Annotated in this window: 14 protein-coding genes; 7 read left to right on the top strand and 7 right to left on the bottom strand. The window is 71.6% G+C overall.

Annotated features, from left to right (window positions below; genetic code table 11):
* Positions 1–15: 15 nt before the first annotated feature.
* Entirely contained in the window at positions 16–1,008 is a 993-nt protein-coding gene (locus tag ACN269_RS02970) for a cation diffusion facilitator family transporter (protein ID WP_421470883.1), read from the top strand.
* Positions 1,009–1,056: 48 nt separating this feature from the next.
* Positions 1,057–2,142, top strand: coding sequence for a DUF3866 family protein (locus ACN269_RS02965; protein WP_421470882.1), 1,086 nt, complete (start codon positions 1,057–1,059; stop codon positions 2,140–2,142).
* A gap of 162 nt (positions 2,143–2,304) precedes the next feature.
* On the opposite strand, the gene ACN269_RS02960 is transcribed toward ACN269_RS02965, so the two are convergent.
* The 5 genes from ACN269_RS02960 to rfbA all read right to left on the bottom strand — a co-directional run bounded on the left by ACN269_RS02960 (position 2,305) and on the right by rfbA (position 6,794).
* Positions 2,305–3,444, bottom strand: a complete 1,140-nt coding sequence (locus tag ACN269_RS02960; protein WP_421470881.1) for an oxalate decarboxylase family bicupin — start codon at positions 3,442–3,444, stop codon at positions 2,305–2,307.
* Positions 3,445–3,597: 153 nt separating this feature from the next.
* Entirely contained in the window at positions 3,598–3,792 is a 195-nt protein-coding gene (locus ACN269_RS02955; RefSeq protein WP_421470880.1) for a hypothetical protein, read from the bottom strand.
* A gap of 67 nt (positions 3,793–3,859) precedes the next feature.
* Positions 3,860–5,218 (bottom strand): Pup--protein ligase, encoded by a 1,359-nt coding sequence (gene pafA, locus ACN269_RS02950; protein ID WP_074309747.1) that lies wholly within the window; start codon positions 5,216–5,218, stop codon positions 3,860–3,862.
* A gap of 68 nt (positions 5,219–5,286) precedes the next feature.
* Complete coding sequence (gene rfbC / locus ACN269_RS02945) at positions 5,287–5,910, bottom strand: dTDP-4-dehydrorhamnose 3,5-epimerase (RefSeq protein ID WP_421470879.1); 624 nt, start codon at positions 5,908–5,910, stop codon at positions 5,287–5,289.
* Positions 5,907–6,794 carry a glucose-1-phosphate thymidylyltransferase RfbA gene (rfbA, locus tag ACN269_RS02940; RefSeq protein WP_421470878.1) on the bottom strand — a complete coding sequence of 296 codons (888 nt, stop codon included), beginning with the start codon at positions 6,792–6,794 and terminating at the stop codon, positions 5,907–5,909. Before rfbA ends, rfbC begins: the two co-directional genes overlap by 4 nt.
* Before the next feature lie 89 nt (positions 6,795–6,883).
* Between rfbA and rfbB the strand changes: the two genes are divergently transcribed.
* The 4 genes from rfbB to ACN269_RS02920 all read left to right on the top strand — a co-directional run bounded on the left by rfbB (position 6,884) and on the right by ACN269_RS02920 (position 10,421).
* Positions 6,884–7,885 carry a dTDP-glucose 4,6-dehydratase gene (gene rfbB, locus ACN269_RS02935; protein ID WP_421476178.1) on the top strand — a complete coding sequence of 334 codons (1,002 nt, stop codon included), beginning with the start codon at positions 6,884–6,886 and terminating at the stop codon, positions 7,883–7,885.
* Positions 7,886–8,054: 169 nt separating this feature from the next.
* A complete protein-coding gene (locus tag ACN269_RS02930) occupies positions 8,055–8,426 on the top strand; it encodes a DUF2304 domain-containing protein (RefSeq protein WP_007459918.1) in 372 nt (123 codons plus the stop codon).
* Positions 8,419–9,120, top strand: a complete 702-nt coding sequence (locus ACN269_RS02925; RefSeq protein WP_007459917.1) for a glycosyltransferase family 2 protein — start codon at positions 8,419–8,421, stop codon at positions 9,118–9,120. Before ACN269_RS02930 ends, ACN269_RS02925 begins: the two co-directional genes overlap by 8 nt.
* Entirely contained in the window at positions 9,117–10,421 is a 1,305-nt protein-coding gene (locus ACN269_RS02920; protein WP_421470877.1) for a lipopolysaccharide biosynthesis protein, read from the top strand. The genes ACN269_RS02925 and ACN269_RS02920 overlap by 4 nt, the downstream gene beginning before the upstream one ends.
* A 110-nt stretch (positions 10,422–10,531) precedes the next feature.
* Here ACN269_RS02920 and ACN269_RS02915 read toward each other — a convergent pair whose 3' ends face one another.
* Positions 10,532–11,149 carry a TetR/AcrR family transcriptional regulator gene (locus ACN269_RS02915; protein WP_421470876.1) on the bottom strand — a complete coding sequence of 206 codons (618 nt, stop codon included), beginning with the start codon at positions 11,147–11,149 and terminating at the stop codon, positions 10,532–10,534.
* Positions 11,150–11,255: 106 nt separating this feature from the next.
* Here ACN269_RS02915 and ACN269_RS02910 point away from each other — a divergent pair, with 106 nt between their 5' ends.
* Positions 11,256–12,035, top strand: coding sequence for an SDR family NAD(P)-dependent oxidoreductase (locus ACN269_RS02910; protein WP_421470875.1), 780 nt, complete (start codon positions 11,256–11,258; stop codon positions 12,033–12,035).
* A gap of 173 nt (positions 12,036–12,208) precedes the next feature.
* On the opposite strand, the gene prcA is transcribed toward ACN269_RS02910, so the two are convergent.
* Entirely contained in the window at positions 12,209–13,039 is an 831-nt protein-coding gene (gene prcA / locus ACN269_RS02905) for a proteasome subunit alpha (protein ID WP_421470874.1), read from the bottom strand.
* Position 13,040: the final 1 nt, after the last annotated feature.

Below are 13,040 nucleotides of genomic sequence, written 5' to 3'. Positions count from 1 at the left end.
CATAGGGTTGCCCTCATGTCGCAAGCCGGGATGAAGACCGAGAGCGAGAGCGTCGGCACCGTGGTCGTCGCGGGCGTCGCCAACCTCGCCATCGCGGTCGCCAAGCTGATCGCCGGCCTGATCTCCGGCTCGGCCGCGATGCTGTCCGAGGCGGCGCACTCGGTCGCCGACACCACCACCGAGGTGCTGCTGTTTCAGGCGCTGCGCCGGGGAGCCCGGCCGGCCGACAAACGGCACCCCTTCGGGTACGGCAAGGAGAGCTACGTCTGGGCGTTCTTCGCCGCGATGTTCACCTTCGTGGCCGGCGCCGGTTTCGCCGTCACCCACGGCGTCACCACCATCCTCGTGCACGAGCACAGCGGCGACTACCTCGTCTCGTACATCGTGCTGGCGGTGTCGTTCGTCATCGAGTCGATCTCGCTGGCGCGGGCCGTCCGACAGGTCCGGCGCGAGTCCGAGCGCTGGCAGACGACGCCGCGGCGGTTCCTGCGGCTCACCGCCGACACCACCGTCAAGGCCGTCTTCCTGGAGGACAGCGCGGCGCTGATCGGCCTGGTGCTCGCCGGGCTGGGCGTCGGCCTGTCGCACGCCACCGGCGACGAGGTGTGGGACGGCGTCGCGTCGATCCTGATCGGCCTGCTGCTGCTGACCGTCGCCGGGATCCTCGCCGGCAACAACCTGTCGCTGCTGGTCGGCCGGGCCGTCCCGGAGCGACTGCGCCGCGAGATCGAGCAGGAGTTGGCCGGCCTGCCCGAGGTGGAGCGGATCGACACCCTGCTGACCATGCAGCTCGGCCCGGACGACATCCTCGTCGCCGCGAAGGTCGACTTCCGGGACGAGGCGACCGGCGCGCAGATCGAGGCCACCGCCGACGAGGCCGAGCGGCGACTCACCGAGCGCTATCAGGAAATCCGGTTCGTCTTCCTCGACCCGACCCGCTCGCAGCCCGGCGCCACCGGAACCGCCCGGCACACCCAGGCCGTGGACCCCGGCGACTCGCCGGCCTGATCGCACCCGGTCGCGGTCCGCCGCGCCCGCGCGGCTAGCGTGCCCGTCATGGTGCGATGGCGTACAGGGACGGTGGCGGCGCTGCGGCGGCAGTGGACCGGGGCGGTGGAACTCGACGTCGACCTGCCCGACGGCACGCGCATGCGGGCGCTGGCCTATCCGGAGCTGGTCGGCACGCCCGAGCCCGGCGACCGGGTGCTGCTCAACGCCGGCGCGCTGCTGATGGGCCTGGGCACCGGCGGGTACGCCCTCGTGGTGGCGGTGCCGGACCGGCTGCCGCCGGACCCGCCGGAGGCCGTCGACACCCGCGACGCCGGGCACCTCGTCAAGGCCCGCTACACCCCGTTGCAGCCGATCCTGCTCGGGGTCGACGAGGAGGCGTCCCCGCACCGCGCCGTGCTGGCCGACGCCGACGACCTGGGTGGCCTGCCGGTGGTCACCGCCGACCTGCACTCGGCGCTGCCGGCGATCCTGGCCGGCATCCGGGCCGACGCCCCGCGGGCGCGGGTCGCGTACCTACTCACCGACGGTGGGGCGCTGCCGGCCTGGTTCTCCCGTACCCTCGCCGGGCTACGCGACGAGCTGGTGGGGACGATCAGCGTCGGGCAGGCGTTCGGCGGCGACCTGGAGGCCACCACCCTGCACGGCGGTCTGCTCGCCGCCCGCCACGTGCTGCACGCCGACGTGGCCATCGTGGCCCAAGGGCCGGGCAACCTGGGCACCGGCACCCGGTGGGGCTTCTCCGGCGTCGCCGTCGGCGAGGCGGTCAACGCGGTCGCCACGCTCGGCGGCCGTCCGGTCGGCTCGCTGCGGATCTCCGACGCCGACTCCCGCCCCCGGCACAACGGCGTGTCGCACCACAGCCTCACCGCGTACGGCCGGGTGGCGCTCGCCCCGGCGGAGCTGGTGGTGCCCGACGACCTGGACCCGGCCCTGGCGGCCGAGGTGGACGCCGCCCTGGCCCCGCTGGCGGCCCGGCACCGGATCGTGCGGGTGCCCACGGCCGGCCTGGACGCCGCACTACGCGCCAGCCCCGTCCCCCTGTCCACCATGGGCCGCCCCCTGGACGCCGACCACGCCTACTTCCTGGCAGCAGCAGCCGCCGGCCGCCACGCCACCACCCACCTCCCCTAACCCCACCCGGCCCCGGCCCCGGCCCTGACCCTGACCCCGGCCCTGACCCTGACCCTGACCCTGACCCCGGTGATCATGAAGTTATTGCGCGCCTCGTCGGCGTGTCGCGGCAATAACTTCATGATCAACCCGGCCGAGGCCGGCGCGGAGAGGTCGGTGGGGTCAGCGGATCACCGGGCGTTGGTCTCGGGGTAGGGCTTCGATCAGTTCTCTCGGCAGGTTGAGGGTGTCGGCGCTGACCTCGGGCGGGGTGTTCGCCATCCACTGGGTCAGTGACACGGACTCGAAGCGGGGCTTGCGGAACATCTCCAGGAACACCAGCGGCTCGGTGCCGAGGTTCTCGATGTAGTGGCCGTACGCGAACGGCACGTATCCGACGTCACCGGAGCGCATGTCGAAGGTGCCGGCCACGCCGGAGCTGGCGAACACGCCCATCCGACCGTGGCCGGACAGGTAGTACTGCCACTCGTCGTCGGTGGGGTGCCAGTGCAGCTCCCGCATCCCGCCCGGATCCACCTCGACCAGCGCGGCGCAGATCGTGGTCGACGCGGCGAACTGGGTGACGTCGGCGATGCGGACCTGCCCACCCGGGAACCGCTGCGGCTGCTGCGCGAGCAACCGGTGGCTGAGGCTGCGGGGCACGTCCCCGGTCGGGCTGACGACCCGGTCCGCCTCCAGCGGCGGCGGCACCTGCCCGGCGAAGATGTACTTCTCCCGCTCCGGGATCGAGTCGAGCTGGTCGAGCCGCCACCCGAAGTTCTTGGCCAGCACCTCCTTCGGGGTGTGCGCGAAGAAGTCGCTGATCAGGAATGTGCCGTTCTCGGTGAACGCGCCGTCGTCGAAGACCAGCAGGAACTCCACACCCTCGTCGAGCGCCTGGATGTGGTGCGGCACCCCCTGCGGAAAGAACCACAGGTCACCGGCGCGTACGTCGTCGAGGAAGTTGCGGCCCTCCTGGTCGACGGCGCTGATCCGGGCGCTGCCGCGCGACACGTACGCCCACTCGGACTGCTTGTGCCAGTGCATCTCCCGGTACCCGCCCGGTTCCAGCGCCATGTCCACGCCGCACAGTTCCGTGGCGATGGGCAGCTCCCGTACGGTCACCTCCCGGGTCCATCCGCCGCGCTGCACCCGGGTGTGCGCGTCCGAGAAGGAGAACCGCAGGTTCGGCAGCGTGCCCGCGTCCGTGCTCGGCGGGGTCAACAGGTCGGGGTTCTGCCGGTCGCGGACCACGTCGCGTGGCCCGGGATCGACCCAGCCCCCACCGTCGCGTTCCGGCTGGGGCACCGTCGGATCGTTCATGATCGCCTCCCGCGTCGTCGCGTCCTGACGCCGCCGGCACACCGGGCGCCAGGACGACCCGCGACGGCGACGGCCAGCGGATACCCGCCGGGGCGACCCGACCGGGCCAACCCCTGGCCCCGACGGGTCAGCGTCGGACAGCGCGGGGCGGGATCAGGAGAGGAAGATCAGGGCGAGCCAGCCGCCCACGATGAGCACCAGCGCCACGGCCAGCACCCAGGTCGGCACGGTGTACTCACCGCGCCGGTTGCGCTCGATCTCGGCGCGGATCTTCTCCCGCCGACGCTCGACCCAGTTCTGCCGCGCGCCGCCGCGCTCGGAGGGGTCGGATGGTCCAGAAGTCGTCATGGCGCGCTCAGCCTACCGGTTGCGCCGGCCCCGTCGGCGTACCCCACCGTCGGGGCCGGCGGACCCGTCACATGCTGGCGATCAGTCGCTCCACCCGCTCGTCGTACGCCCGGAAGGGGTCCTTGCAGAGCACGGTGCGCTGCGCCTGGTCGTTGAGCTTCAGGTGCACCCAGTCGACGGTGAAGTCGCGCCGCTTCTCCTGGGCGTGCCGGATGAACTCGCCGCGCAGCCGCGCGCGGGTCGTCTGCGGTGGGGTCTCCTTGGCCTCGAAGATCTCCGGGTCGGTGGCGACCCGGTCCACCTCGCCGCGGCGCTCCAACAGCCCGTAGAGGCCCCGGCCACGGCGCACGTCGTGGTACGCCAGGTCCATCTGCGCCACCCGGGGGTGCGACAGCGGCAGGTCGTGCTTGCGCTGGTACCGCTCGATGAGCCGCAGCTTGCTGACCCAGTCGATCTCCCGCGAGACCGGCTCCAGGTCACCGGTCTCCACCGCGTTGAGCACCCGGCCCCACAGCTCGACCACCCGCTTGGCGGCCTGGTCGCCGCCGCGCCGCTCGACGAACTCGGTGGCCTTGGCCAGGTACTCCTGCTGGATGTCCAGCGCGCTGACCTCCTTGCCGGAGGCCAGGCGCACCTTGCGGCGACCGGTGATGTCGTGCGACACCTCGCGGATCGCCCGGATCGGGTTCTCCAGCGACAGGTCCCGCATGACCACGCCGGCCTCGATCATCCGCAGCACGATGTCGGCCGTGCCGACCTTGAGCAGCGTGGTGACCTCGTTCATGTTCGAGTCGCCGACGATCACGTGCAGGCGCCGGTAACGCTCGGCGTCGGCGTGCGGCTCGTCGCGGGTGTTGATGATCGGGCGACTGCGGGTGGTCGCCGAGGAGACGCCCTCCCAGATGTGCTCGGCCCGCTGCGAGAGGCAGTAGACCGCGCCGCGCGGGGTCTGCAACACCTTGCCCGCCCCGCAGATCAACTGCCGGGTCACCAGGAACGGGATGAGCACGTCGGCGAGCCGGCCGAACTCTCCGTGCCGGGAGACCAGGTAGTTCTCGTGGCAGCCGTACGAGTTGCCGGCCGAGTCGGTGTTGTTCTTGAACAGGTAGATCTCACCCGCGATGCCCTCGTCGTGCAGCCGCTTCTCCGCGTCGACGAGCAGCCCTTCCAGGATCCGCTCGCCGGCCCGGTCGTGGGCCACCAGGTCGGTCACCGAGTCGCACTCCGGTGTCGCGTACTCCGGGTGTGACCCGACGTCCAGGTAGAGCCGGGCTCCATTGCGCAGGAACACGTTGCTCGACCGACCCCAGGACACGACGCGCCGGAACAGATACCGGGCGACCTCGTCCGGGGACAGCCGCCGCTGCCCGCGATAGGTGCAGGTGACGCCGTACTCGGTCTCGAGGCCGAAGATTCGCCGCTCCATGATGAGACATTAGCCGCCCGGAGGCCCGGTTCGTCACTGTCACACCACAGGTCGTGCCCGAGGAGTGGTCACATACGGGCTGAGTGCGACATTCCGTCCGGCCCGAGGCTGGCCACGAACCGCCGGCAGGCGTCGTACTCCGGCAGCAGGCCGCTCTCGCGGGCCTGCGCGAGGGTCGGCGCGGCGTCGTCGCGGGCGGACAGCAGCGGCGTGTCGGCGGGCCACTCGATGCCCAGCTCCTCGTCGAGCGGATGCACCGCGTGCTCGCCGGTCGGGTTGTACGTGGCCGAGCAGAGGTAGCTGAGCGTGGCGTCGTCGGTCAGCGCGCAGAACCCGTGCCCGAGCCCCTCGCTGAGGTAGACGGCCCGCCGGTCGGTGTCGTCCAACCGGACGCCCTCCCAACGGCCGAAGGTCGGCGAGCCGACCCGCAGGTCGACGATCACGTCGAGGACCGCGCCGCGCACGCAGGTCACGTACTTGGCCTGCCCGGGGGGTACGTCGGCGAAGTGGATGCCCCGCACCACGCCGCGCGCGGAGACCGACAGGTTGCCCTGGGCGAGGCGCAGCGGGTGCCCGACCGCCTCGGCGAGCTTGTCGAAGCGGTACCACTCCATGAACATGCCGCGCGGGTCGCCGTGCTGCTGGGGGCTGATCTCCCAGGCGCCCTCGATGCTCAGCTCGCGGATCTTCACCGGCCCACGCGCCCCTCGTTCTTCTCGGCCAGCAGCCCGAACAGGTACTCGCCGTACCCGCTCTTGACCAGTGGCTCGGCGAGCGCGCGCAGCTGGTCGTCGTCGATGAGGCCGGCCCGCCAGGCCACCTCCTCGACGCAACCGATCTTGAGGCCCTGCCGCTCCTCGATGACCCGGACGAACTCGCCGGCCTGCATCATCGAGGCGTGCGTGCCGGTGTCCAGCCAGGCGGTGCCCCGGTCGAGCAGGGTGACGGACAGCTCCCCGGTCTCCCGGTACACCTCGTTGACCGCCGTGATCTCCAGCTCGCCCCGCGCGCTGGGGGTGAGCTTGCCGGCGATGTCGACCACCCGGTTGTCGTAGAAGTAGAGCCCGGGCACCGCGTAGCGGGACTTCGGCCGGGCCGGCTTCTCCTCGATCGAGAGCACCCGCCCCTGGTCGTCGAACTCCACCACGCCGTACTCCTGCGGGTTGGCCACCGGGTAGGCGAACATCCGGCCGCCGACGACCTCGCTGTGGGCGGCGAGCTGCCGACCCAGACCGACGCCGTGGAAGATGTTGTCGCCGAGGATCAGGGCCACCGACTCGGCGCCGATGAAGTCCGCGCCCAGCAGGAACGCCTGGGCGATGCCCTCCGGGCGGTCCTGCGTCGCGTACTCCAGCCGCAGCCCGAACTGGCTGCCGTCACCGAGCAACCGGCGGAACTGGTCCTGGTCCTCCGGAGTGGTGATCACCAGGATCTCCCGCACCCCGGAGATCATCAGGGTGGAGAGAGGGTAGTAGATCATCGGCTTGTCGAAGACCGGCAGCAGCTGCTTGGACACTGCCCGGGTGATCGGCCAGAGCCGGGAACCGGTACCGCCGGCGAGTAGAATTCCGCGCACCTGGGGAGCTTAGCCGCAACCAGCCCGCCGGCATGTCGCAGGTCGCCGCCGACATGCCCGCGTACGCCTTCGCGTACACTCCTGGACCCGTGAGGATCCTCGTCACCGGCGGTGCCGGATTCATCGGTTCGGAGTACGTCCGCATGCTGCTGGGCGTGCCAGGTGGCACGGCCGCGGGGGTGCCGGCGCTCGACCCGGCCGGCGTGACCGTGCTCGACAAGCTCACCTACTCGGGCAACCTGGCGAACCTCGACCCGGTGCGCGACGACCCGCGGCTGCGGTTCGTGCAGGGCGACATCTGCGACCCGACCGTCGTCGACGAGGTGGTCGCCGGGCACGACGTGATCGTGCACTTCGCGGCGGAGTCGCACGTCGACCGCTCGATCGCCGGCGCCGCGCCGTTCGTCACCACCAACGTGCTCGGCACGCAGACCCTGCTCGACGCGGCGCTGCGCCACGGCACCGGGCGCTTCGTGCACGTCTCCACCGACGAGGTGTACGGCTCGATCGACGAGGGCTCCTGGACGGAGACCTGGCCGCTCGCCCCCAACTCGCCCTACTCGGCCTCGAAGGCCGGCTCCGACCTGCTCGCGCTGGCCTACCACCGCACCCACGGCATGGACGTGGTGGTCACCCGCTGCTCCAACAACTACGGGCCGTACCAGTTCCCCGAGAAGGTCATCCCGCTCTTCGTCTCCAACCTACTCGACGGCGGCACCGTCCCGCTCTACGGCGACGGCGGCAACATCCGCGACTGGCTGCACGTGCACGACCACTGCCGGGGCATCGCGATGGTGCAGCAGAAGGGCCGCGCCGGCGAGGTCTACAACATCGGCGGCGGCACCGAGCTCACCAACAAGGAGCTGACCGGCCTGCTGCTGGAGGCCTGCGGCGCCGGCTGGGACCGGGTCGTCCCGGTCGCCGACCGCAAGGGCCACGACCGCCGCTACTCGCTGGACATCACCAAGATCAACCAAGAGCTGGGGTACGCCCCGAGCATCGACCTCGCCGACGGTCTGGCGCAGACCGTGCGGTGGTACCGCGACAACCGCGCCTGGTGGGAGCCGCTCAAGGCGGCGCCGACCGCATGACCCGAGCGATCCCCAACGTTCGGTCCCCCCGTTCCGCCCCCCGATCGGCGTACAGTCTGCTAGGGAACGGCCGTTGGGCCGCCGCTGGTGTGCCACCCCGTCAGGGCGCGCGCACCACCCCGGCCGCCGCGTACGCCTCCGCCGCTCCACCCGCCCCGTGGAAGGTCGCATGAAGCTCACCCTCGTCACCGGCCTGACCGGCCTGATACTGCTGGCCACGATCGTCGAGCTGCTGCGCCGCCGGCAGCTCCGCGAGAAGTACGGCATGCTCTGGCTCTGCGTCCTGGTGATCGTCATTCCGCTGTCGCTCTTCCCCCGCCTGCTGGACAACGTCGCCGAACTGCTCGGCGTCCAGTCCGGCGTGAGCCTCGTGCTCTTCCTCGGCATCGTCTTCCTGCTGCTGGTCTGCGTGCACCTCAGCTGGGAGGTCAGCGCCCTGGAGGAAGAGACCCGCACCCTGGCAGAAGACTTCGCCCTGCTCCGCGCCGAGATCGACGCGGACCGGGCGGCCCGAGACGAACTGGTGTCGCACGATGGTTAACGGCAAGCGGGTCCTGATCATCATTCCCGCGCTCAACGAGTCCGGCTCCATCGCCGACGTCGTCGGCGAGGTCCGCGGCGAACTCCCCGGCGTCGACGTGCTCGTCGTCGACGACGGCTCCACCGACCGCACCGCCGCCGTCGCGGCGGCTGCCGGCGCCCGGGTCGCCAAGCTGCCGTACAACCTCGGCGTCGGCGGCGCCATGCGCCTCGGCTACCGGTACGCCCGCGACCACGACTACGACGTGGCCATCCAGATCGACGCGGACGGCCAGCACGACCCCCGGTACGTGCCGAAGCTCGTCGACCTGCTCGACGAGACCGACCTGGTGATCGGCGCGCGGTTCGCCGGCGAGGGCGACTACAGCGTCCGGGGCCCCCGCCGCTGGGCCATGGTCATGCTCTCCGGCGTCCTCTCCCGCGTCGCCCGCACCAAGCTCACCGACACCACCTCCGGGTTCCGGGCGGCCAACCGCCGGGTGATCGACATGTTCGCCACCTGGTACCCGGTGGAGTACCTCGGCGACACGGTCGAGACGCTTGTGCACACCGCTCGGCGGGGCTACACCATCCGCCAGGTGCCGGTGGCCATGCGCAAGCGGATGGCGGGCACGCCCAGCCACTCCCCGGCCAAGGCCATGATCTACCTCGGTCGGGCCTTCGCCGTCCTCACGTTGGCGCTCATTCGCCGGTGATCCGCCGGCTCCTGAGTCTCGTCCCACCGGGCACCATCGCCGTCGGCGCCGGCCTGGCCCTGCTGGGGCTCGCCTCCTACGTCCACCTGGCCGTCGCCGGGCACAGCCTCACCGTGGCGGACTACGGCTCCCTGTCGGTGCTCTGGACGATCGTCTTCACGCTCGGCATCGGCCTGTTCATGCCCGTCGAGCAGGAGGTCGCCCGCCTCGTCGCCGGCCGGCACAGCCAGGGCCTCACCCCCGGGCCCGTGCTGGCCCGGGGGGCCGCTCTGGCCCTCGGTCTGCTCGTCGCCATCGTCGCGCTGGTCATCGTCGCCCGAGGCCCGCTCGCCGACCGGTTCTTCGCCGGCGACGACACCATGGTCGCCGTCCTCATCGGGTCGCTCGCCGCGCTCGCCGTCGCGCACACCACCCGCGGCGTGCTCTCCGGCCTGCAACTGTTCCCCTGGTACGGCACCCAACTCGGCGTCGACGGCGGCCTGCGCATCGCCCTCGTCGCCCTGCTCGGCCTGACCGGCGTCACCTCCCCCGTCTGGTTCGGCGCGGTGCTCATCGTCGCGCCGCTGATCGGCGTGGCGGTCACCGCCGGCCCGGTGCTGCGGGCCATCGGCGGCGGCGTCCCCGTCGCCTGGGCCGCGTTCCTGCGCGGCCTCGGCCTGCTCATCACGTCCAGCCTGCTGTCCCAGGTCGTGGTCAACATCGGCGTGATCAACGTCAAGGTGCTGGACCCGTCCGACGTGGCCACCGCCGGCGCGCTGCTCTCCGCGCTGGTGCTGGTCCGGATCCCGCTGTTCGTCTTCGCCTCGCTCCAGGCGTCCCTGCTACCCGGCCTCGCCACCTCCGCCGCGACCGGCGACCGCACGGCCTTCAACAGCCTCCTGCGGCGGGCCCTGGGCATCGTCACCGCGCTCGGCCTCACCGGCGCCGTACTCGCCGTCCTGCTCGGCCCGTGGCTGGTGCAGACCCTCTTCGACGCGCCCGACGTCCTCGGCCACGGCGACTTCGCCTGGCTCGCGGCGGCCACCCTCGCCTACCTCTGGGCGATGGTCCTCGGTCAGGCGCTGCTCGCTCTCGACCGGCACCGGGCCCAGGCCGTCGCCTGGGCGGTCGGCGTGGCCGCGCTGGTCGTCGCCACCCTGGCCCCGGTCGCGACCGCGCTGCGGGTCGAACTCGGGTACGCCATCGGCTCCGTCGTGGTCGCGGCCACCATGGCCGCCCTGCTACGCGCCCGCACCAGCGGCCCGGTGCCCGTGCCCGCCGCCCGCGAGGCGGTCGCGCCCGGGGTGACCAGCGCCCCCTGACGACCTACCCGGACCACCCCCGGGGGACCCGGGTAGGTCAGGGTGTGCTGTGGCGTGCGTGGTCACGTGCGCGCGGCCCGGTCGGCTGCGCGATGACCTGAACCCCGGTGCTACCGGCTCGCGTGCCGGTCGTACCGCGCGACCATCGTGCGGACGGCGTCGTCCACCACAGCGTCGGCGCGCTCGGGGGTCACCGTCCATCGGGGGACCAGCAGGCTCGGCCAGAACAGGTAGTTGGAGATCATCCCGAGGAACTGCGTGGCGGCCATCTGCGGGTCGGCGATGTCCGCCGTCCCCGCGTCGCGCTCGGCCACGAGGTAGGTCCGAACCACCTCGAAGTACGGCAGCTTCCCCTCCGCGAAGTGCGCCCTGGCCAGCTCAGGAAAGCGCGGCAACTCGGCGATGACGATGCGGAACAGATCCACCATCCCCGGCCGGCCCAGCAGCGCCGCATAGTGCCGGCCGAGCACGGTCAGGCCGGCTCTCAGGTCACCCACGGACGGCACCTCGGCGTCATCCTCGCCCGTCCAGGAGTCGATGACGATGGCGTCGAAGAGTGCCGCCTTCGTCGGGAACTGCTTGAACAAGGTCGCCTTCGACACCCCGGCCTCCTCGGCGATGCGCGCCAGCGACGCCCGGTCGTAGCCCAGTTCCAGGAACAGCTGCGTGGCGGCCCGCACGATCAGCGCGCGCTTCTGCTGAGCCACCCGCTGGTGATAGGTCGTCATGCGGTCATCATAGCGAGGTGAGTGGGTTGACTCACTACCTGCCGGCGACGTACCGTCGTCATGGTGAGTCGCATGACTCACCTTAGGCTCGTCAACGGAGGACCGCATGTCCCGCTTCACCACCCACACCGTTCTCGTCACCGGCGGCACCGGCGGGCAGGGCGCCAACCACGTACGCGCCTTCCACGCCGAGGGCGCCAACGTCGTCATCGGAGCCATCGACGCCGAGCGCGGCACCGCCCTCGCCGCCGAACTCGGGAACAGAGCCCTCTTCGTACGCCTCGACGTCTCCGACGAGAAGTCGTGGGCCGACGCCGTCGCGGCGACCGAGGAAGCGTTCGGCGCGCTCACCATCCTGGTCAACAACGCCGGAGTACAGAACCCGCCGGCCCTCATCGAGTCCACCGACCAGGCCACCTGGGCGCGCATCCTCGACGTCAACCTCACCGGCACGTTCCTCGGCATCAAGACCGCCGCACCAGCGCTGCGCCGAGCCGGCGGTGGAGTGATCATCAACATCGCCTCCGTCATGGGCACCGGAGGCACCGCCCACTACGCGCCCTACGTCGCCAGCAAGTGGGCCATCCGCGGGCTCACCCAGACCGCCGCTCTCGAACTGGGTCGCGACAACATCCGCGTCAACACCATCCACCCCGGCGTCGTCGCCACCGCGTTCATCACCGAGCCGGCGGCGGGCGCGGACGCCCCGATCGCCGACTTCTACACCCCCGAACCGTTCGCCGTCCCCCGGCTCGGACAGCCCGCCGACATCACCGCGATGCTGCTGTTCCTCGCCTCGCCTGACGCCGCCTTCATCACCGGCACCGAGCACGTCGTCGACGGCGGACTACTCCTCGGACCCGCCCTCAAGCCCGAAGCCGCGTGACGCCCCCGCCCCCACCCCGTCGATCTTGCACTTTCTGTCGGCACCAATGCCCGCAAAAGGTGCGTCCAGGCAGCCGAAAGTGCAAGATCGGCGAGGCGGGGGCGGGGCGGGCAGGGCGTCGAACGCACGCGGCGGGCGGCCCCGAAGGGGCCGCCCGCCGTTGTCGCTGGGTTCTACTTGCCGTCTGCGGGCTTGTCCTCCAGGTCGGCCGAGCCCGCCGACGTCGTCGGCTTGTGCGCCTCAGTGGTCGGCTGCGCCGGCGTGTCCGGCCCACCCGCGTCGGCCGGCTGCTCCGCCGCCGCGACGTCACCGTCGAGCAGCGCCGTCAGCGCCGCCCCCGTGATCCGCCGGAACGTACGCCCCACCCGCTGCCGGTCCAGCACCGCCACCTCAAGCTGGTTCGCGGCGATCGTACGGGCCGCGCCACCCTCACCGCCCGCGGTGCTCAACGCCTGCACCGCCACCCGGACCGCCTCACCGAGGGACATGTCCGCCCGGTGCTGCGACTTCAACACGCCGGTGATCGCCTCGGCCTGGCCGCCCATCGCCATCCGGCCCGGCTCGTCGTTGACCGACCCGTCGTACGTGAGCCGGTACAGCTCGTCATCGTCGGAGGTGGCCCCGACCTCCGCCACACAGATCTCCACCTCGAAGGGCTTCGACTGCTCCGTGAAGATCGCGCCGAGCGTCTGCGCGAACGCGTTCGCCAGGGCCCGCCCGGTCACGTCACGCCGGTCGTAGCTGAGGCCGTTCAGGTCGGCCATCCGCACACCCGCCCGGCGCAGGTTCTCGAACTCGTTGTACCGGCCGACCGCGGCGAAGCCGATCCGGTCGTAGATCTCACTGACCTTGTGCAGGGCGCTGGAGAGGTTCTCCGCGACGAAGAGCACCCCGCCGGAGTAGCTCAGGACCACCGCGCTGCGACCCCGGGCGATGCCCTTGCGGGCCAGCTCGGAGCGGTCGCGCATGATCTGTTCGGGCGAGGCGTAGAACTGCATGGCCACG

The sequence above is a fragment of the Micromonospora sp. WMMD736 genome (assembly GCF_049179015.1).
GTDB lineage: Bacteria > Actinomycetota > Actinomycetes > Mycobacteriales > Micromonosporaceae > Micromonospora.
Note: the sequence above shows the minus strand (reverse complement) of the source record. Positions and strands in the feature narration are given on the sequence as shown.

Excerpts from the sequence above, each read along its gene's own strand:
- ACN269_RS02970 (WP_421470883.1), top strand. The coding sequence starts at position 16 with ATGTCGCAAGCCGGGATGAAGACCGAGAGCGAGAGCGTCGGCACCGTG.
- ACN269_RS02965 (WP_421470882.1), top strand. The coding sequence starts at position 1,057 with ATGGTGCGATGGCGTACAGGGACGGTGGCGGCGCTGCGGCGGCAGTGG.
- ACN269_RS02960 (WP_421470881.1), bottom strand. The coding sequence starts at position 3,444 with ATGAACGATCCGACGGTGCCCCAGCCGGAACGCGACGGTGGGGGCTGG.
- ACN269_RS02955 (WP_421470880.1), bottom strand. The coding sequence starts at position 3,792 with ATGACGACTTCTGGACCATCCGACCCCTCCGAGCGCGGCGGCGCGCGG.
- pafA (WP_074309747.1), bottom strand. The coding sequence starts at position 5,218 with ATGGAGCGGCGAATCTTCGGCCTCGAGACCGAGTACGGCGTCACCTGC.
- ACN269_RS02930 (WP_007459918.1), top strand. The coding sequence starts at position 8,055 with ATGAAGCTCACCCTCGTCACCGGCCTGACCGGCCTGATACTGCTGGCC.
- ACN269_RS02925 (WP_007459917.1), top strand. The coding sequence starts at position 8,419 with ATGGTTAACGGCAAGCGGGTCCTGATCATCATTCCCGCGCTCAACGAG.
- ACN269_RS02915 (WP_421470876.1), bottom strand. The coding sequence starts at position 11,149 with ATGACGACCTATCACCAGCGGGTGGCTCAGCAGAAGCGCGCGCTGATC.
- ACN269_RS02910 (WP_421470875.1), top strand. The coding sequence starts at position 11,256 with ATGTCCCGCTTCACCACCCACACCGTTCTCGTCACCGGCGGCACCGGC.